Origin of the sequence: Saccharibacillus sp. O23 (assembly GCF_002205895.1) — a bacterium.
In the GTDB taxonomy this organism is placed as follows: Bacteria; Bacillota; Bacilli; order Paenibacillales; family Paenibacillaceae; genus Saccharibacillus.
Genome location: NZ_NJDE01000010.1, coordinates 113,580 through 132,991 on the forward strand (window position 1 = coordinate 113,580; position 19,412 = coordinate 132,991).

Consider the following 19,412-nt stretch of genomic DNA (forward strand, 5'->3'; position numbering starts at 1 on the left):
GTTTCATCGGGAAGCGGGCGGGGTTACCGATACTTGTGATGGACGACAAGCCCACGCAGCAGAACGCCAATCGACGAAGGAGGAGCACATCATGACAACAGGAGCATTGAACGGAAAAGTAGCTGTAGTAACGGGGGCGGGTTCGGGCATCGGCAAAGCCAGCGCGATCCGGTTGGCGCAGGAAGGCGCCAGAGTCGCGCTGCTGGAATTGACGTCGGATACCGCGCAGGAGACGAAGCGGGCGATCGAGCAAGCCGGCGGCGAAGCGTTGGTCGTCGAATGCGACGTATCCCAGCCGAAGTCGGTGGAGCAGGCGATCGACGCGGTCGGGCAAAGTTGGGAACGGATCGACATCGTTTTCGCCAATGCGGGCATCAACGGTACAATGGCTCCGATCGAAACGATGGACGTCGAAGAATGGGACAAAACGATCCAAACGAATCTTCGCGGCACCTTTTTGACGCTGAAGTATTCGATCCCTTATCTCAAAAAAGAAGGCGGCAGCGTGATCGTGACCAGCTCGATCAACGGCAACCGCATTTTTTCGGGCACGGGCTTCTCGGCGTATTCGTCTTCCAAAGCCGGGCAGGTCGCGTTCGCCAAGATGGCGGCGCTGGAACTGGCCCGCTATAAGATCCGCGTCAACGTGATCTGTCCGGGCGCGATCGAGACGAATATCGACAAAAACACGTTCCCGAGCGACGACTTGGAAGAAATCTCGATTCCGGTCGAATACCCGGAAGGCAGCCACCCGCTCAAAGGAGAACCGGGGCAGGCGGCGGAAGTGGCGAAGCTGGTCTTTTTCCTCGCTTCGGACGAAGCTTCTCATGTCAGCGGCACCAAAATTTACGTCGACGGCGCGGAATCGCTGCTCTAACGCTTATCGGTCGCGAAGTCGGCGCAGCGCGTCCGGCAGGACGAAGAAGAGCACGTGAAGCAGAGCGAACGTCAAAAGTGCAAGCGCTTCCTCCGCCAAGATGTACCACGGATAATCGCCGAACAGGTCGAGCACGGACGGCGTATCGGGCTTGCCGCGCAGGAACATGTAATTGGCGTCCAGCAGCCGGTCTAGCAGATAGACGGCGAGCGCGATGACGTTCAGCGACAGCATGACGGTCGGCACGGTGCGCCAAGTCGGCCGGAACCGTTCGATCCAGACCATGTACAGAGCGGACAAGATGATCGCCGCATGGGCGACGAAGAACTGAACAAAGCGGAAATGCGGGTAAGCGTAAGCCAAGTTGGGCGTGATCAAAGCTTGCAGCGCGCCTCCGATCCCGGCGAAGAAAACGAGTCCCGCCAGAAAGCGGCTGCGCGTGATCAACATCAAAACGGCGGCCAGCAGCATCAGGCTGCACAGTTCGAGCGGCAGCGTGAAGCGGGCGTTCCACACGCCGCGAGCCGCGTACCAGATATTCAGCGCCGCTTCCGACGCCGCCAGCGCGCCCAGCAGCGTCATGCGCAGAGCGAAAGCGCATTTCGGCCGAGCGCGTATGGCGCGGCGGAACGCGAACAGCAAAACGGCGGCGATCGCAAACAGCGCGAGCGCGGCGAGATGAGCCGGAGCAAAAGCGACGAACGGCTCGGATACGGACGACGAAAAAAATGCAGCGGTCACGAAACGGCCTCCATTCGAACGTCAAACACGGGTATACGGGAACATTATGTAGAATTCGGCACGCTTCGTCAATCGGCCGGATTTTCTTCGCGGCATCGGCGGGAGTTCTTGAACTCTTCGCGTATCCGCCCAGCCTTTTGGCGCGCCAAAAAGCGGCATCCCCCGGCTGATCGTTCAGCTTAAATTCGGGTCTGCCGCTTTTTGTGCGTCTCGCGAAGAAAAACAAAGACTAAAATCATTAAACGGTTTGCGCAGTCAACTCGTTTTCGGCGAAATCGGATTCCAAGAAATCGTCTTCGCGTCTTCCTCTGTGGTCAATAAGGCCTAGTTCGCCTTCAGCCTTATATTTACGCATCCAGATCTTCAAACGATTGAGATCATAGATGCCCAGCTCTTTTGCCACCTGCTTTTTCGTCATTCCGTCCATACGCATTTGGACGGCTCTAAGCTTCGTTTCGTAGCTGTACTTGCAGAAAGTTTGTCCTTTGGTTGCCACTAAAACCACCCCTTAAGACTTATATCGGACGGTGCATGTCTTTTTCTAAAGGTTTTTTAGCAACCAAAGGTTAAAAATTTTAAAAAAGATCTGGTTTTTTTGACGGATCTTTGACTTTTACGATTGGATCAAGCGCGTTCGACGATCGTGTTCAGCGTCGTGCGGTCCAGACCGCGAACAAGGCGGATCAGCAGTTCTTTGGCGGCCGCGTAATCGTCGGTGTGGATGATCGACGAGGACGTATGGATGTAGCGTCCGCAGATGCCGATGACGGTCGACGGCACGCCGATTCCGCTCAAATGCACTTGGCCCGCGTCGGTTCCGCCCGGAGAAATGAACGGTTGAACCTTGACCTTGTGGGTGGAGGCCGTGTCCTGCACGTATTCGAGCAGTCCGCGATGCGTGATCATGGTCGGGTCGAAAATGCGCAGCAGCGCGCCTTGTCCGAGATGCCCGAACAAGTTGCGATCGCCGGTCATATCGTTGGCGGCGCTGCAATCGAGCGCGAAGAAGATATCCGGTTGAATCAGGTTCGCGGCGGTTCTTGCGCCCCGAAGCCCGACTTCTTCTTGAACGGTGGCTCCGCTGTAGAGCGTGTTCGGCAGTTTCTCGCCGTGCAGTTCTTTCATGAGTTCGATCGCCAGACCTACGCCGTAGCGGTTATCCCAAGCTTTGGCCATGATTTTCTTCGGGTTGGACAGCGGAGTGAATTCGCAGATCGGCAGCACCTGTTGGCCGACCTTGATACCGAAACTTTCGGTTTCCGCGCGGTCGTCGGCACCCAGATCGATATACATCGTTTTGAGATCGACCGGACGGTTGGCTTCCGCTTCGCCGAGCAGATGCTTGGGCGTCGAGCCGACTACTCCGACGACGGGACCGTTTTCGGTAATGATCTGCAGCCGCTGCCCGAGCACGACTTGGCTCCACCATCCGCCGAGCGGTTGAAAGCGGACCAGTCCGGTTTCGGTAATTCCGTTGACGAGGAAGCCGACTTCGTCGAAATGTCCGGCTACCATCACTTTGGGTCCGTCTTCTTGGCCGCGCATCACGCCGAACAGACTGCCCAAACGATCTTGAACGAACTCCTGCGTATAAGCGGACAGCTTGTCTTTGACCAAGGCGCGCAGATCGCGTTCGAATCCCGGAGCCGCCGGGAATTCCGTCAGTTCCTTAAACAATGCCAGTGTTTCGTTATTCATGCTTGCACTCTCCCATCCTCAAGTCGGGACGCGGGGTGCCCCGCGTCCGCTCATCTCTTCTAGTATGCCGGGTTACGGGGAAAAAGTCACGAAAGCGAACCGATCTTCGCGGAACTCGCCGCTTTGTCTGTTGCCGTTTGGCGTTTCGCCCCGAAGGAGCAAGATAAATCCGCTTTTTCCAGCCGGAAATGTGCGTTCGACCTTTCGATCATGTACAATATATAAGCATACCTGCCGCTTAAGGTTTCTTGCAGGAGAATGACTGAGGAGGTTGGCCATATGTCCGTAAGTTCCGAATCGATGCAGATCGTGACTGCCGTAAGAACGAATCTCGAGTCTTGTATATTAGGTAAAACCTTTGAGATAAAATTGCTGATGACCGCGCTGCTCGCCGGAGGCCACGTCTTGATCGAAGACGTGCCCGGCACGGGCAAAACGCAGATGATCAAAGCGCTGGCGCGCTCGATGGAAGGCGTCTACCGGCGCGTGCAATGCAACCCCGATTTGCTTCCGACCGATATTACCGGCGTCGCCATTTATCATCCCCGAGAAGAACGTTTTCAATTCCGGCCGGGACCGATCATGTCCCATATTCTGCTCGCCGACGAGATTAACCGCGCGACGACCAAAACGCAGTCCGCGCTGCTCGAAGCGATGGAAGAGCGCAGCGTGACGGTGGACGGCGAGACGCATCCGCTGCCGCATCCGTTCATGCTGTGCGCGACGCAGAACCCGATCGACTTCGAAGGCACGTACGTGCTGCCGGAAGCCCAGCTCGACCGTTTCATGATGAAGCTGCATATGGGTTACCCGGATCTGGAAACGGAGAAGAATCTGATTACCGCCAACCGGGTCGGCCAGCCGGCCGATCAACTGCGCGCGGTGACGGACATGGAGACGATCGCCGGCATTCAGCGCGAAGTGCGCGAAGTGCATATGAGCGACGCCGTGACCACCTATATGCTGGGCATCATCCGCGCGACGCGCGAACATCCGTCGGTACTGCTGGGCGCCAGTCCGCGCGCGTCCATCTCGTTCATGCAGGCCGCCAAAGCTTACGCGTTCATCAACGAACGCGATTTCGTCCTTCCGGACGATATCAAAGAATTGGCGCCTTACGTGCTGCCGCACCGTATCTTGATCCGTCCGGAAGCCCGGCTCGACAGCTTGAACGCCGAATCGTTGATCCGCAATCTGCTGGCCGCCAGCAGCGTGCCGGTGTCGATGGGGCGCTGACGAATGAAGGAAATCTGGAATCTGTTCAAACCGAAACTTTCGCCGGTTCGAATGTCGATGCTGGTCTCCGTCTGGATCTGCTGCCTGTTTTATCTGTTGTTTCAGGGAGGCAAGACCTCGGTCATGCTGTTCGCGATGGTCACGCTGTTCGGTCTTTATCTGCTGTTCGGCGGATTGAACGGCATCGGCCGGACCCGCGGAGAGCGTCAGTTCTCCGGCGGTCTGGGCGACTGGGGAGGCGTGCTTCATGCCGGCGATCAGATCCGCGTTCGGCTGCGTCTGGAGATTCCGGGCTTCCTTCCGCTGCCTTACGTGATCGTGCGCGAAACGCTCAAACGCCATAGCGGCGAGACTTGGTCGTTCGAAGAAAGTCTCGTGCCGAGCATGAACGGGCGCGGCGAACTGCTGTTCCAGACGCCGCCGCTCGAACGGGGGCGTTACGCGTTCTCCGATACGGAATGTCTGACCGAGGACATCTTCGGTCTGATCGAGCACCGCGGCTCGTTCGCGGCGCGCGGCGAATTCCGCGTGCTGCCGAGAACGGTGCATATCGCCAGATGGCAGCTGCTCGATCGCCGCAATCGGCTGCTCGGGCCGCAGTCCGTCGGCAACGTGAGCGGACGGGAGACCAATCAGGTCGGCGGCGTGCGGGATTACGTGTACGGCGACCGAATCTCCCGGATCCACTGGAACGCGACGGCCCGGACGGGAGAATGGAAGTCCAAAGAATTCGAATACGAATCGATCCCCAAGACGATGATCGTGCTCGACGCGTTCGAAGAACATTATCGTTCCGCTCGGCAGTTCGAGACGGCCGTCTCGGCGGCGGCTTCGCTGCTGGAGTACGGAGGTCGGGAAGGCATTCCGATGGGATTGTGTTCGTTGGGACGAAGCGTAGAGGTATTCGAACCGACGCAGGGGCGTTCCCGGATGCACGCCATGATGGACCATCTGGTCGATCTGGATCCCAAAGGCGGCGGTTCGCTGCTCGCTTCGCTCGAGTCGGCGCGGACCCGGCTTCCCCGCGGCGCCGTATTGGTTCTCGTGACGCCGCTTGCCGGCGGACCGATCATGGACTTGGTACGTTTCGCTCAGACGCAGCAGATGAGCTTCAGCCATATTCAAATCGCGGAAACGTCGGAGCGCGAAGGCGACGCTTCCCGCCAATGGGCGGCTTCGCTGCGCGCCAAAGGAGTGGCCGCTTACCGCGCGGGCAGCTTGGACGACCTGCCCGCCGCGCTGGAAGGAGGAACCCGATGAACAAGTGGGTCGAATCGTTCAAATCGTCCTGGTATACGGCGCTGTCCGCCGTTTGGCTCATGGTCATCTCGATTCAGTGGTTGACCTACACGCGCACGATCTGGTTCGACGAGACGAACGCGCTGGTATTGGGCGTACTGACGGCGGTGGCCGTCATTCACGTGCTGCTGCCGCAAATGTCGTGGCTGCGCATCGGCTTGAAAGCCGCCGCTTTCGTCGTGATCTTGTACACGACGCTGGAACGCTACGGGATTTTTCAGCCGGAAGGTTATCTGGCGAAACGCGCGGAGCAATTTTCCGAGGCGATGTTCCCGTATATTTGGTTTGCTTTGATCGCGTGGCTGCTGTTCGAATTTTTCATCAGGCTCGTGAACAGTCAGCGGCGCATTTTGATTTTCGCTTTTCTGAACATCGTGCCGATGGCCGCGCTGGATTCGTTCACGACGGTCTCGCTGTGGAAACAGGTGGCTTGGATCGTCTTCGCGACGATGGCTTGGTTGGTCAGCGACCACTTTCGCAGATTCCAGACGCGTTTTCCCCGAGGGTGGAAAGCGATTCGCCGCAATCCGTTCAAGCTGCTGATCAATACGGCGGTCGTGTTCTCGCTGGTCATTCTGGCAGGCGTGAACATGCCGTTCGTTCAGCCGATCCTGACCGATCCGTATACGGCTTGGCGGCAGATGCAGGGAACGTCGAACGTCGCGTTCAATGCGGGCGGCCTGCTGCAAGGCCAAGCGTCGGCATCCGGCTACAGCCGGGAAGACGGGCAGCTCGGCGGCGGGTTCAACTTCGACTTTACTCCGGTGATGACGATCGAATCGACCGAGCGCAGCTATTGGCGCGGAGAGACGCGGATGACGTATACCGGAAGCGGTTGGGACGCCGACAGCGGCTGGGGAACGCTCGAGCAGGTCTCGCAGCAGACGGCGTTGGAACGCGAAGCGGCTCCGCTGACGCCGACCAAAACGGTGACCCAGCGCGTGACGATGCAGACGGATAATACGTACCCGGTGCTTTTCGGCGCGTATTCGATCAGCCGGGTCGAGAATCTCGATATCGAGAACGGCGAGTCGCGCATGGAATGGAAACCGGAACAGAGCGAGCTGCATTGGCAGGAGCGCGCGGGCCGAGGAACGATGGTGTATCCGAAAACGTACACGATCACCTCGGAAGTGCCGATCGTTCCGGTCGACAAGATCAAAGAAGCGACTTACGAGCAGTTGTATCCGAACGGCGTCGATCCTAGATACGTCCAGATTCCGCGCGGGTTCCCTAAACGGGTGACGGATCTCGGAACGGAAGTAACGAAGAACGGCAAAACGCCGTACGAAAAAGTCTATCTGCTTCAGCAGTATCTTCAGCAAAATTACTTGTATACCAACAATCCGACGTTGTCCCGCCGCCAGAGCGACGATTTCGTCGAAAGTTTCTTGTTCGACATCAAAGAAGGCTATTGCGATTATTTCTCGACGGCCATGGTGATGCTGGCCCGTTCGCAAGGCATTCCCGCACGTTGGGTCAAAGGGTATGCGCCGGGCAACGCGACGGGCGACATGCCGCAGCGGTTCAACGAGAACAGCATGCAGTACGAAGTGACCAACGCCAACGCCCACTCGTGGGCGGAAGTGTACTTCGGCGGCTACGGTTGGGTGCCGGTCGAAGCGACGCGCGGATTCTCCGTGCCTCTGCTGCAAGAATCGGTCACGCCGGCGGACGCCGACGTGGAGCAGCAGCAGGAGCAACAGCCGGAGCAGCAGGAGGAAGAAGAACAGCAGGCCGCGGCGGCCGATCCGGTCGAAGAAGATTCGAACATCGTGCCGATCGTCGTGGCTGCGGCGGCTCTCGTCGTTGCCGCATGGGGCATTTATCTGCTGTGGGTTCGCCGTCGTTCGATCTACTTCTTCATTATGGGTCTGCGCATGGGCGGCCCGCTGACTGCGGATCAGAAGATCGTGCTCGAGACCGAACGCTTCCTGCGTTTCCTCAAACGCAAAGGGCTGCGGCGCGAAGAACACGAGACGCTGCGGGAATCGGTCGCGCGTTGGGATAAGACCGTGACGGGCGCGGAGATCGCGGTATCGCCGGTTCTCGCTTTGTTCGAAAAAGCGCGTTACAGTCCCGAACGCATTACGGAAGACGAATGGACGGAAATGCAGCGTATCGCGTCCGAACTGCGGAAAGGTTGGAAAGGTTATTATCCGGCTGCGCCGAAATTGCCTCAATCCCCTAGCTGACGCGGAGCTATTGCTGTGATATAGTTTAAGTTTGAAGACTAAATGAGAGATCCCGTCCCGGCCGCCGAACCTTGCGTCCGGGACGGATTCCAACGAGGTGACTCAACTTTGTTCGAAGCACTGCTGCCGAAGCTGCAAGTCGACACGGTATTCGATATCGATCTGGAAGAATTGTACAGACAGGGTTATCGAGGAATCGTGACCGATCTGGACAATACGCTGGTCGGAGCGAAAGCCCCGAACGCGACTCCCGAGCTGATCGCATGGTTTGCGAAAGTAAAAGAGCTGGGTTTCCAACTGGTGATCGTATCCAATAACAATATGAACCGGGTGTCCGTTTTCGCGACGCCGCTGGATATTCGTTTCGTGCACGCCGCGCGCAAGCCGTCTCACGCGCCTTTCGTCAAGGCGATGAAACTGATGGATCTGAACGAGCGGCAAACGATCGTCGTAGGCGATCAACTGCTGACCGACGTGCTCGGCGGCAATCGATTGGGTTTGTACACCGTACTGGTGCTGCCGATCGCGCTGGGCGACGAAGGTTGGCGTACGCGCTTTAATCGACGGGTCGAACGCATCGCGATCGGACGTCTGCGCAAAATGGGCAAATGGCTCGAGGAGGAAAAGAAGAAATGACAGAAAGACTCGAAGGTTCGGCCGTCGTCCGCTGCAGCGGATGCGGAGCCGTGCTTCAAACGGAAGACCCGGCCAAAGCCGGTTACATTCCGAAGCTTAAGGAAGAAGGCGCGCAGATCTGCCGCCGCTGCTTCCGGATCAAGAATTACAACGAAGTCGCGTCGTCGGCCGTCGATCAAGACGAATTCCTGCGCATGCTCGGTCAGATCGGCGAACGCAAAGCGCTGGTGATTCATATCGTCGACCTGTTCGACTTCCAAGGCAGCGTGATTACCGGATTGCAGCGCTTCGTGGGCACCAATCCGGTGATTCTGGCGGTCAACAAGATCGATCTGCTGCCGAAGGTGACGAACTGGAACAAGCTTCGCAATTGGGTGCAGCAGCAGGCCAAAGAACTCGGCCTCAAGACCGAGGAAGTCGTGCTGTGCAGCGCGAAAAAAAATCTGGGCTTCGATCGTCTGCTGCAGGAAGTGGCGGATCGGCGCGGCGATCGCGACGTATACGTGGTGGGCGCGACCAACGTGGGAAAATCCACGCTGATCAATCGCCTGATTACGGATTACAGCGATCTCGAAGAAGAATTGACGACGTCCCGCTATCCGGGCACGACGCTCGACATGGTCAATATCCCGCTGGACGACGGACATTACATCGTCGACACGCCGGGAATCGTGTATCCTTCGCGTTATACGGAGCTGGTCAACTCGGGAGATCTGGTCAAGATCATGCCGGAGAAGCCGCTCAAACCGGCCGCTTACCAACTGGACGAAGGACAGACGCTGTTTATCGGCGGTCTGGCGCGTTTCGACTTTATCGAAGGCGCGCATCAGTCGTTTACGTTCTATACGAGCGGAGCGCTCAAGCTGCATCGTACGAAGCTGGGCCGCGCCGACGATCTGTACGCGAACCATCTGGGCGAACTGCTGTCTCCGCCGTCGCGCGAAGAAGCGGAGAAGCTGCCGGAGTGGACGCGTCACGAATTCCGGGTGCCCAAAGGCGGCGCGCAGGATCTGTTCATCTCGGGTCTCGGTTGGATAAAAGCCAACGGCCAGACCGGAGCCAAAGTCGCCGTACATGCGCCGAAAGGCGTCAAGGTCATCATGCGCGGTTCGCTGCTCTAGAAGCATGAAGCACGGACGGGGAGGAAAAAGCATTGAATCAACCACATGTTCGTCCGCTCAAACTCGGAGTCATCGGCGATCCGATCGCCCATTCCAAATCTCCGGTCATGCATGAAGCCGCGCTTCGCGAAAGCGGCATCGCCGGCGAATATGCGGCTCTGCATATCAAGCCGGAGCGGCTTGCCGATATGATCGCGGCCGTGCGCGAAGAAGAATATCGCGGGATCAACGTCACGATCCCGCACAAAGAAAACGTCATGCGCCATTTGGACGAACTGAGCGAAGACGCCCGAAGAATCGGCGCGGTCAATACGATCATCAACGAAGGCGGCCGTTTGATCGGCCGCAATACGGACGGGATCGGCTATGTCCGTTCCCTGAAGGAAGAGGCGGCGGCCATGCTTGAGGGCCGCCGCATCGTTGTGCTTGGCGCCGGCGGCGCGGCGCGCGGCATCATCTACGCGCTGGCCGCCGAAGCGCCGGAGCGGATCGTGCTGCTGAACCGCACGACGGAGCGGGCCGAAGCGCTGGCTCGCGAGTGGAGCGACCTTGCCGATATCGCCGCGCTGCCCGCGGATCGCGCGGCGGAGGCGCTGCAAAGCGCCGATATCGTGATCAACACGACATCGGTCGGCATGCATCCGCACGTCGACGAAGTGCCGCTCGATCCGGCGCTGCTGCGCGGCGGCGAGATCGTCAGCGATCTGATCTACAATCCGCTGGAGACCAAGCTGCTGCGTCTGGCCCGCGACAAAGGCTGCCGCGTTCACGGCGGTCTCGGAATGTTCGTCTATCAAGGCGCTTACGCGTTCGAATATTGGACCGGAGTTCCCGCTCCGGTCGAAGCGATGCGAGCCGCCGTGCTGCGCGACATGAACGTCGCGGCGAAGCCGAAGTAACGTCTTCGGCTTATTCGAGGCTTTTCGGAGCAAATAGGGGTAAAAGTAAAATAAGCAGCCGTTCGTTCGCGCCCGGTCAAACGCGGCGCGACGCGGCATTTTTCAAAAAAGAGGAGTCACACACTTATGCTGACAGGCAAACAAAAACGCTACCTGCGTTCGCAGGCCCACCATCTCAACGCGATCTTCCAGATCGGCAAGGGAGGTCTGAACGATCAACTGGTTCGCCATATCAACGAAGCGATCGAACAGCGCGAGCTGCTCAAAGTATCCGTGCTGAACAACTGCGACGAAGAACCGAAAGAATTGGGACCGGAGCTGGCGGAAGCCGCCGAAGCGGAACTGGTTCAAGTCATCGGCCGCACGATCATTTTGTACAAAGAATCGCGCGAACACAAACAAATCGAACTGCCGTAATCGGGATAACCGTCGCATAGAGGCTGAAGTAGGGAGTGAAGAGCTTGAAGATCGGAATCATGGGCGGCACGTTCGACCCGATTCATATCGGACATCTGGTCGCTGCCGAGACGGTGCGCGAAGGGCTGGGACTGGACGAAGTCTGGTTTATGCCTTCCCATATCCCGCCGCATAAGGCCGAAGCGGGATTCTCCGCGGAAGAACGGATGCAGATGGTGGAACTCGCGATCGGGACGCAGCCCGCGTTTCGCACGCTCGACATCGAACTGCGCCGGGGCGGCGTTTCTTATACGGTAGACACGATGGGCGAATTGGCCGCGAAATATCCGGATGCCGATTTTCATTTCATCATCGGCACGGATATGGTGAACTATCTGCCCAAATGGAACCGGATCGAAGAACTGGCGGGCTTGACCCGGTTCGCCGCGGTCGGCCGCGGCGGATACGAGCTGCACGAAGAAGTCGTTCCGGACGCGGTGGCGGAGGTCATCGATTACTTCGATATGCCGCAGCTCGAGATTTCTTCGACGGAGATCCGCAGCCGGCTGAAAAGCGGCCGTTCGGCCCGTTATCTGGTACCCGAGAAGGTCTACGATTATTTGCAAAGGAGCGGTAATCATGCCTTTTACGCGCGAACAACTGATTGAAGCCGTTTCTTCGCAGATGCCGGCCAGACGTTGGCAGCATACGCTCGGCGTCATGCGATCGGCGATCGAGCTGGCGGAACGTTACGGCGCCGATCCGCAGCGCGCGGAGCAGGCGGCGATCGTGCACGACGTAGCCAAATATTGGCCGGTGCAGCGTCAAGCGGCGGTGATTGCCGAGAACGGCCTGAACGCGGAACTGCTGAATTACGATTCGCCGCTGTGGCATTCGGAAGTCGGCGCTTACGTGGCGGAACACGAATACGGAATCGAAGACCGCGAGGTTATCGACGCGATCCGCTATCACACGTCGGGCCGCGAAGAAATGACGCTGCTGGACAAAGTCGTCTGCTTGGCCGATTATATCGAGCCGGGACGCGACTTTCCCGGCGTCGATCGGATTCGGGAGAAAGCGTTATTGAGTTTGGAAGAAGGACTGATCGCCGGTTTCGACTCTACCGTCAAGGTGCTGCTCGAACGGGGACAAACGATATTTCCGACAACGGTACTGGCACGCAACGATCTGATCCGTCAGCTCGCCGCTCGCGAGCAGGCGGGGCAGACCCGGCCGGTGACCGAAAATAAGGGAGGATAACGAATGAGCGTAAACTCGAAAGAACTGCTTCATATCGCGACGGAAGCCGTCGCGGACAAAAAAGCGATGAACGTCGTCGCGTTGGATCTGAACGGCATCTCGATGGTCGCGGATTATTTCGTGGTCTGCCACGGCAACTCCGATACGCAGGTGCAAGCGATCGCGACGGAAGTGCGCAAGCGCGCGGTGGAAGCCGGCGCCAATATCCGAGGCATCGAAGGCATGGATTCGGCCCGCTGGGTATTGATGGATCTCGGGGACGTGATCGTGCACGTCTTCCACCGGGACGAACGCGAATATTACAATATCGAACGCGTCTGGTCGGATGCGAAAGTGGTGGAAACGGTATGAGTCTCGAAGCGGGCACGATCGTCAAACTTACCGTCGCTCGGGAAGTCTCGCCGCACGGCTTTTTCATGACGGACGGCCAAGAAGAAGTGCTGCTTCCGTACACGGAACGTACCGGCAACATGAAGTTCCGTCCGGGCCAGCAGACGGACGTCTTCATCCATCACGACTCCGAAGATCGGCTGATCGCGACGATGAAGAAGCCGCTGCTGACGTTCGGCGAGATCGCCAAGCTGGAAGTGGCCGATATCCATCCGCGTCTCGGCTGCTTCTTGGAGATGGGGCTGGGCCGCCAACTGCTGCTGCCGAAGCGCGAGCTGCCGGAGACGCCCGAACTTCAGCCGGAAGTCGGCGATCATATCTTCGTACGGATGGACCGCGATAAGCAGGGCCGCCTGCTTGCCCGCACCTGCGGCGAAGAAGAATTGTCGCCGCTGTGCTTCAACGTGCCGGAATCGTGGCAGAACCAGTGGATGAAAGCGACCGTGTACCGTCCGCTTCAGATGGGCACGTTCGTGATCATCGACGGCGGCGTTCTCGGATTCGGCGCGATCGGATTCATCCATTCTTCGGAGCGTTCCCGCCTGCTTCGGCTCGGGGAGACGGTCGACGTGCGCGTCGCCCGCATTCGCGAAGAAGACGGCCGCGCCAATCTGTCGATGGCGCAGCGCAAAGAAATCGGCATGGACGAAGACGCCGAGAAGATTCTGGCGTATATGCGCGGCCGCGACGGCGGCGCGATGCCGTATTCCGACAAGACCGGTCCGGACATCATCAAGCTGCGTTTCGGCATCAGCAAAGCCGCGTTCAAGCGGGCGCTGGGCCGTCTGATGAAGCAGGGCTTGATCGAACAGGACGAGAACTGGACGCGCCTGAAGCAGGTCGACGGCCAAACGTCTTCGGACTCGGAGCAGTAAGCCAGATATTGCAGAGCACGGCTTCTTTCCGGCGAAGGGAAGAAGCCGTTTTTTTGCGGGAAAAGAACGGAGGAGACAGAATGTCTTACGGCAAATTCGCTTATGTATACGACGAACTGATGCAGGATATGCCTTATGCGAAATGGAAACGATTCGCGCTCGAAGCTTGGGAGAAATACGGAAACCCGGGCGACGTCGTGGAATTGGGCTGCGGAACGGGTACGCTGACCGTCATGCTCGCGGAGCAGGGTTACCGAATGACGGGAATCGACTTGTCGGAAGACATGCTGGCGGTCGCGCAACACAAAGCCGAAGAACGTCCGCCGCTTCAAGGGCTGCTGCGCAGCGGAAGCCTGCGTTTCGTGCGGCAGGACATGACGGAATGGGAAGCGCCGGAGCCTGTCGATTCGGTGATCTCGTTCTGCGACTGCTTGAATTATCTGACTGAACCCGAGCAGATCGAAGCGGTGTTCCGAGCGACGTACGAAGGGCTGCAGCCCGGCGGAACGTTCCTGTTCGACGTGCATCATCCGGATACGCTGCGGCGTTACGAAGAAGAGCAGCCTTTCGTGCTCGACGAAGACGGCATCTCGTACATCTGGACCTGCGGCATGGACGAAGAACGCGAAGAGATCGAACATCATCTGCGGATCTTCGTGCGCCGAACCGCCGAGGGCGGAAGCGGAACTTCGGATGTGTATGATCGTTTCGACGAAGTGCACGTGGAGCGGGCTTACGATTCGGAATGGCTGCGTCAAGCGCTGCTGCGTGCCGGCTTCTCCAGCGCGGAATGCTACGCCGATTTCGAATGGGAAGCGCCGAAAGCCGGAGCGGAACGATTGTTTTATGCAGCCGTCAAATAAATCGGTTCTATACGAATGTAGAATGTACGAACGACAAAAAACGGATCTCCTTCCGGGGGAATCCGTTTTTTTTGCGTCCGCGCTTCTCGGCGACGTGGCTCACTCGTAGAACAGCAGCCGCTTCGCGTAAGCGTTCCGGAAATCGCTGGGCGTCAAGCCGACGATCTTCTTGAACGCTTTCATGAAATTATGGGAATCGGTGTATCCGAGTTTTACCGAGACTTCGCTGATATTCTGGTTGGTGTCGGTCAGCAGATATTTCGCCAGTTCCATTTTCTGCTGCAAAATATACTGCTTGAGCGATACGCCGGCGATCGAAGAGAACAGATGCGACAGATACTTCTCGTTGTAGCCGAACGTTTCCGCGATCTGCGAGACTTTGATCGGTTCGCCGCGGCTCCATTTGATATAGTCGACGATGTCGTGATAGAGCTGCTCCTGCCGCGTTTTCTTGACCGCGGCGGACGAGTCGGCATGAAAAAGCTGATTGTACAGTTCGCATAAGATGACGGTGGACATGTAATTGTTGAGCGCCGACGTGTCGTAACTGCGAACGGAATCTTGCAGTTGTTTCATCATCACGATCATTTTTTCGAGGCTTTTGAGTTTGCCGTAACGCGGGAGCACGATCTTTTGTCCTTCTTTGTCGGGTACGCCGGCCGTCGCGTCGACGGTGACGATCGCGGGGTCTTTGACGGAGAAATGCAGCCAATAGAAACTGCACGCCGAGACTTTGTAGCCGTACTGCTCGGTCGAAGGGGGAAGAAGCAGATATTCGCCTTCGGAGACGGTGAACCGCTGCGAGCCGCCGGCCAGATATAATACGCCTTCCGTCACGACCATCAGTTCGTAATCCATAAGCGTGCGGCTCAGATGAATCCAGTTGGCGTCGGGCGCTACGAATTTTCCGGTAATCGCCAGCTCGACGGGAGTGTCGACGGACAGTTCGTACGCAATCATCAACGCAACCTCCTTTGTTTGATTTACATTTTTATAAACGATTCTGCTTAGTGTAAAGCTATCATAAAACGCTTCCAACGGCTAGACGCCAGCCTCGCAGACCTAACCTTTTGACACTTATTCGAACTTTAAACTATTTGTTCGGCCCGGAAATGAGATTAAGCTAGAGTCGTCAAATCGAATTGAAAGCGGATACAGAAAAGAGTCGAGACAGCCGATTTGACCGAAAACACCACTCTCAAAGGGGCTCGTAATGGGACGAAGGAGCGTTATATCCGTACATTTTAACGCTTCTCCGCGTCATTTCGGCAAATGAAAACGGAGGGAATCGGAATGAAGAAAAGTTTATCGGTTCTGGCGGTTCTCGCGCTCGGAGCAGGATTGCTCTCGGGCTGCGGCGGTTCGGACGAAGACGGCGCGAGCGGCGGGACGACGCCCGACGGCAAGGTCAAACTGACCGCGATCATGACCAAACATTCGTTGACCCAAGAATTTTCGAAAATGGAATGGCTCAAGCAGGCGGAAGAGCGTGCCGGCGTGCAGATCGAGTGGCAGGAAGTCAGCGCGGATTGGGGACAGAAAAAAGGCGCTTTGCTCGCGGGCGGGGATATTCCGGATCTCATCATCGGGCCTAACGCGATCAGCGACGCCGATTACGCGCAGTTCCCGGGACTGTTCGAAGACCTGACTCCGCTGATCGCGTCAAGCGGGCCCAATGTCCAGAAGATGTTCGACGAGAAACCGGAAACGAAAGCGATCGCGACGCAGTTGGACGGCAAGATCTACGGGCTGCCGAAATATCAACGCTTCTGGCCCGACACGACGACGCGGCAGTATATCAACAAGAAATGGCTCGACAATCTGGGACTGAAAGAACCGACGAACTGGGACGAGCTGTACGACGTGCTGGTCGCGTTCAAAGAAAAAGACGCGAACGGCAACGGCGATCCGAACGACGAGATTCCGATGGACTTCGCGCCGAGCGGCACGGGCGGTTTCGGAGCGTTCATGCCGACGATGCTGCTGGGCAGCGAAGGGCTCACGATGACCGACAACAGCGGGCAAGGGTATTTCGTGGAAGACGGCAAGATCAAGAACTTCTTCACCGACGAGCGTTACAAAGACCTCGTGGCTTTCCTGCACAAATGCTACGCGGCCGGACTGATCAGCAAAGAAGTGTTCACGCAGGATTATACCAAATACCAATCCGTCGCCCGAGGCAGCGGCGATACGGCGGCCGTCGGCTTCACTTGGGGCTGGGAAGTGACCGACCGCGTCGGCAACGCGCTGGCGCCGCAGTACGAGTCGCTCGCTCCGCTGAAGAAAAGCGCCGATTCGACGGTTCAACCGACATGGTCTTACGATTACAACTCGCTCAACTACGGCGTGAACATGGTCTCGATGGCTTCGACTTCCAAAAACAAAGAAGCCGCGATGAAATTCATCAACGAACTCTATGATCCGACCGTCAGCATGCAGGTGCTGTTCGGTTCGCTCGGCACCAATATCAAAGACAACGGCGACGGCTCTTATTCGGTGCTGCCTCCGGAAGACAAAGCGATGGACCCGGGCACTTGGAAATGGACGAGCACTTGGGCGGATAACGGTCCGATGTATATCTCGGATTCGCTCAAGCTGACGTTGGGCACGGATATGCAGTCGGTCGGCTCGCAGACCGAACCGCTCAAAGCCGCGCTGGACGGCATCGACAAGAAAAAAGACGTGCTGCCGACGATGTTCATCAAATACAGCGTGGAAGACAACAATACGATGACGCTCAACAATACGGCGATGCTGTCGCTCACAATGGCCAAATGGGCGGAATGGGTAACCAACGGCGGCGTGGAAGACCAGTGGAACGAATACCTCGACAACGTCAAGAAGACCGGAATCGAGAAGAACGTCGAGATCATCCAGAAGTACTACGACGACTATATGAGCAAAAATTAATCGATCGGGAGACCGTCTTCGGCATGCCGGGGGCGGTCCCCGTTTTCGCGAAAGGAGCGACTAGACGATGGTTCCCCAGAATCCTTACGAACACCCGGTCAACCTGCGGCCTTACAAAAAGAAAAAACCGACGGTGCTGAACACGTTCAGACGCGATTATCAGTTATGGATCATGATTTTCCCGGCGATCGTGGTCATCTTCATCTTCAACTACATTCCGATGTACGGCATTCAGTTGGCGTTCCGCGATTACAATTTCGCCAAAGGATTGACGGGCGGCGAATGGCGCGGATTGTTCTATTTCAAACAGTTCTTCGAGAGCTACCAATTCGCCGATCTGATGAAAAATACGGTCGTGATCAGTTTGTCCACCGTCGTGCTCAGTTTCCCGGCTCCGATCATCTTGGCGCTGCTGATCAATCAGCTCCGCTGGAAACGGGCGAAAAAAGCGCTGCAAACGACCGTCTATCTGCCGCACTTCATCTCGATCGTCGTCATGGTCGGCCTGCTGAACGTGCTGCTGTCGCCGAACTCGGGCGTTATCGGCCATCTGCTGCAATCGGTAGGTCTCGGCGACGTCAATCTGCTCGGTTCCACTTCGACGTTCGTGCCGGTCTATGTCATCTCGGAGATCTGGCAGCACTGCGGTTGGAACAGCATCATCTATCTGGCAGCGCTGTCCACCGTCGACCCGCAGCTCTACGACGCGGCGAAGATCGACGGAGCGAGCCGCTGGCAGACCATCCGCAATATCGAAATTCCGGCGTTGATCCCGACGATCATCATCTTGTTCGTGCTCAGCATGGGCAGCGTGCTCAGTACCGGTTTCGAGAAAATTTTCCTGATGCAGAACTCGCTCAATCTCCCGGTATCCGAAGTCATCGCGACTTATGTGTATAAGATCGGGATCGTAAGCAACCAGTTCAGTTATTCGGCGGCCATCGGGCTGTTCAATACGTTAATCAACTTCTTCTTCCTGTATACGATGAACTTGGTCGCCCGCAAGACGTCGGAGACCAGCCTGTGGTAACGCGGCCGCTTCGGCCAAGAAAGGAGAGAACTCGTCATGCAGCTCGTGCAGAAAAAAGAAAAAGCGACCGCGCATAAACGGAATTTCGGAGAGTGGGCGTTCGATGCGGTCGTATTCGCGCTTTGTCTGCTGATCTTCCTGAGCATCGTCTATCCGCTGTATTTCGTCGTGATCGCTTCGATCAGCAATTCGACGCTCGTCTCGACGGGGCAGGTGACGATCTTCCCGAAAGAAATCAGTTTCTTCGGATACTCCGAGATCTTCAAAGACCAACGGATCTGGACGGGATACGGAAACACGATTCTGTATACCGTGCTCGGGACGTTCGTGAACCTGCTGTTTACGCTGCCCGCGGCTTATGTGCTGTCCCGGCAGGAATTTCGCGCCAGACGTTTTATCATGTTCGCGTTCGTCTTGACGTTGTTCTTCGGCGGCGGTCTGATCCCGACTTACCTGCTGATGAAAGACCTGCATCTGATCAACACGATCTGGGTATTCATTCTGCCGTTCAGCGTCAACGTCTATAATCTGATCATCGCGCGTTCGTTCTTCGAAAGTTCGATTCCGAAAGAACTGTACGAAGCCGCGGCGATGGACGGCTGCTCGCATTTCCGCTACTTCGGATCGGTGGTGCTGCCGCTGTCCAAAGCGATCGTGTCCGTCATCGGCTTGTATTATCTGGTCGCGCATTGGAACGACTTCTTTACCGGCCTGATCTATATCCGCAGCAACGGTCTTCAACCGCTTCAGATCGTGCTGCGCGATATCCTGCTGTCCAACCAAGTGTTCTCGCAAGGGGCGGGAGCGGGCGGCGCGGCGGGCGGTTACGCTCAGCAGTATGCCGATCAGGTCAAATACGGGGTCATCATCGTTTCGACGCTGCCGATCCTGCTGGTCTATCCGTTCCTGCAAAAATATTTCGATAAAGGCGTCATGATCGGTTCGGTCAAAGGCTGATTTGCCGGAATCCTTTTATCTACTCGCGT

20 protein-coding genes are annotated in these 19,412 nt (G+C 57.2%); 16 read left to right on the forward strand and 4 right to left on the reverse strand.

Going from position 1 to position 19,412, the window contains the following annotated elements; genetic code table 11:
* Window positions 1-91: 91 nt before the first annotated feature.
* The gene (locus CDO73_RS14465) at window positions 92-877 is read left to right on the forward strand and encodes an SDR family oxidoreductase (protein ID WP_088489235.1); all 786 of its coding nucleotides are present in this window, start codon (window positions 92-94) and stop codon (window positions 875-877) included.
* Window positions 878-880: 3 nt separating this feature from the next.
* Here CDO73_RS14465 and CDO73_RS14470 read toward each other — a convergent pair whose 3' ends face one another.
* The 3 genes from CDO73_RS14470 to CDO73_RS14480 form a co-directional block, all read right to left on the reverse strand.
* Window positions 881-1,618 carry a YwaF family protein gene (locus CDO73_RS14470; protein ID WP_088489236.1) on the reverse strand — a complete coding sequence of 246 codons (738 nt, stop codon included), beginning with the start codon at window positions 1,616-1,618 and terminating at the stop codon, window positions 881-883.
* 238 nt (window positions 1,619-1,856) lie between these two features.
* Window positions 1,857-2,114, reverse strand: a complete 258-nt coding sequence (locus CDO73_RS14475; RefSeq protein ID WP_088489237.1) for a helix-turn-helix domain-containing protein — start codon at window positions 2,112-2,114, stop codon at window positions 1,857-1,859.
* Window positions 2,115-2,242: 128 nt separating this feature from the next.
* Window positions 2,243-3,316: a M42 family metallopeptidase gene (locus CDO73_RS14480; RefSeq protein WP_088489238.1), complete on the reverse strand. Its 1,074-nt coding sequence runs from the start codon at window positions 3,314-3,316 to the stop codon at window positions 2,243-2,245.
* 279 nt (window positions 3,317-3,595) lie between these two features.
* On the opposite strand from CDO73_RS14480, the gene CDO73_RS14485 reads away from it, so the two are divergent.
* From CDO73_RS14485 to CDO73_RS14540, 12 genes are all read left to right on the forward strand, one after another.
* Window positions 3,596-4,552: an AAA family ATPase gene (locus CDO73_RS14485; RefSeq protein ID WP_088489239.1), complete on the forward strand. Its 957-nt coding sequence runs from the start codon at window positions 3,596-3,598 to the stop codon at window positions 4,550-4,552.
* A gap of 3 nt (window positions 4,553-4,555) precedes the next feature.
* Window positions 4,556-5,812, forward strand: a complete 1,257-nt coding sequence (locus CDO73_RS14490; protein ID WP_088489240.1) for a DUF58 domain-containing protein — start codon at window positions 4,556-4,558, stop codon at window positions 5,810-5,812.
* Entirely contained in the window at window positions 5,809-8,046 is a 2,238-nt protein-coding gene (locus CDO73_RS14495; RefSeq protein WP_088489241.1) for a transglutaminase TgpA family protein, read from the forward strand. The genes CDO73_RS14490 and CDO73_RS14495 overlap by 4 nt, the downstream gene beginning before the upstream one ends.
* A gap of 108 nt (window positions 8,047-8,154) precedes the next feature.
* Complete coding sequence (locus CDO73_RS14500) at window positions 8,155-8,682, forward strand: YqeG family HAD IIIA-type phosphatase (RefSeq protein WP_088489242.1); 528 nt, start codon at window positions 8,155-8,157, stop codon at window positions 8,680-8,682.
* Window positions 8,679-9,803, forward strand: a complete 1,125-nt coding sequence (gene yqeH, locus CDO73_RS14505; protein WP_088489243.1) for a ribosome biogenesis GTPase YqeH — start codon at window positions 8,679-8,681, stop codon at window positions 9,801-9,803. Before CDO73_RS14500 ends, yqeH begins: the two co-directional genes overlap by 4 nt.
* Window positions 9,804-9,835: 32 nt before the next feature.
* On the forward strand, window positions 9,836-10,702 hold the full coding sequence (gene aroE / locus CDO73_RS14510) for a shikimate dehydrogenase (protein ID WP_088489244.1): 867 nt from the start codon (window positions 9,836-9,838) through the stop codon (window positions 10,700-10,702).
* 126 nt (window positions 10,703-10,828) lie between these two features.
* Window positions 10,829-11,119: a ribosome assembly RNA-binding protein YhbY gene (yhbY, locus tag CDO73_RS14515; protein ID WP_088489245.1), complete on the forward strand. Its 291-nt coding sequence runs from the start codon at window positions 10,829-10,831 to the stop codon at window positions 11,117-11,119.
* Between the two features lie 44 nt (window positions 11,120-11,163).
* A complete protein-coding gene (locus CDO73_RS14520) occupies window positions 11,164-11,766 on the forward strand; it encodes a nicotinate-nucleotide adenylyltransferase (RefSeq protein WP_088489246.1) in 603 nt (200 codons plus the stop codon).
* Complete coding sequence (gene yqeK / locus CDO73_RS14525) at window positions 11,738-12,358, forward strand: bis(5'-nucleosyl)-tetraphosphatase (symmetrical) YqeK (protein ID WP_088489247.1); 621 nt, start codon at window positions 11,738-11,740, stop codon at window positions 12,356-12,358. The genes CDO73_RS14520 and yqeK overlap by 29 nt, the downstream gene beginning before the upstream one ends.
* Before the next feature lie 3 nt (window positions 12,359-12,361).
* The gene (gene rsfS / locus CDO73_RS14530) at window positions 12,362-12,709 is read left to right on the forward strand and encodes a ribosome silencing factor (RefSeq protein WP_088489248.1); all 348 of its coding nucleotides are present in this window, start codon (window positions 12,362-12,364) and stop codon (window positions 12,707-12,709) included.
* Window positions 12,706-13,623: a CvfB family protein gene (locus CDO73_RS14535; RefSeq protein ID WP_088489249.1), complete on the forward strand. Its 918-nt coding sequence runs from the start codon at window positions 12,706-12,708 to the stop codon at window positions 13,621-13,623. The genes rsfS and CDO73_RS14535 overlap by 4 nt, the downstream gene beginning before the upstream one ends.
* Before the next feature lie 80 nt (window positions 13,624-13,703).
* Entirely contained in the window at window positions 13,704-14,486 is a 783-nt protein-coding gene (locus CDO73_RS14540) for a class I SAM-dependent DNA methyltransferase (protein WP_088489250.1), read from the forward strand.
* Between the two features lie 99 nt (window positions 14,487-14,585).
* Here CDO73_RS14540 and CDO73_RS14545 read toward each other — a convergent pair whose 3' ends face one another.
* Window positions 14,586-15,446: an AraC family transcriptional regulator gene (locus CDO73_RS14545; protein WP_088489251.1), complete on the reverse strand. Its 861-nt coding sequence runs from the start codon at window positions 15,444-15,446 to the stop codon at window positions 14,586-14,588.
* A 333-nt stretch (window positions 15,447-15,779) separates the two neighbouring features.
* Between CDO73_RS14545 and CDO73_RS14550 the strand changes: the two genes are divergently transcribed.
* The 3 genes from CDO73_RS14550 (at window position 15,780) to CDO73_RS14560 (ending at window position 19,383) form a co-directional block, all read left to right on the forward strand.
* Window positions 15,780-17,396: an extracellular solute-binding protein gene (locus CDO73_RS14550; protein ID WP_088489252.1), complete on the forward strand. Its 1,617-nt coding sequence runs from the start codon at window positions 15,780-15,782 to the stop codon at window positions 17,394-17,396.
* Window positions 17,397-17,463: 67 nt separating this feature from the next.
* Window positions 17,464-18,426 carry an ABC transporter permease gene (locus CDO73_RS14555; protein ID WP_088489253.1) on the forward strand — a complete coding sequence of 321 codons (963 nt, stop codon included), beginning with the start codon at window positions 17,464-17,466 and terminating at the stop codon, window positions 18,424-18,426.
* A gap of 36 nt (window positions 18,427-18,462) precedes the next feature.
* Entirely contained in the window at window positions 18,463-19,383 is a 921-nt protein-coding gene (locus tag CDO73_RS14560) for a carbohydrate ABC transporter permease (RefSeq protein ID WP_088489254.1), read from the forward strand.
* Window positions 19,384-19,412 lie beyond the last annotated feature (29 nt).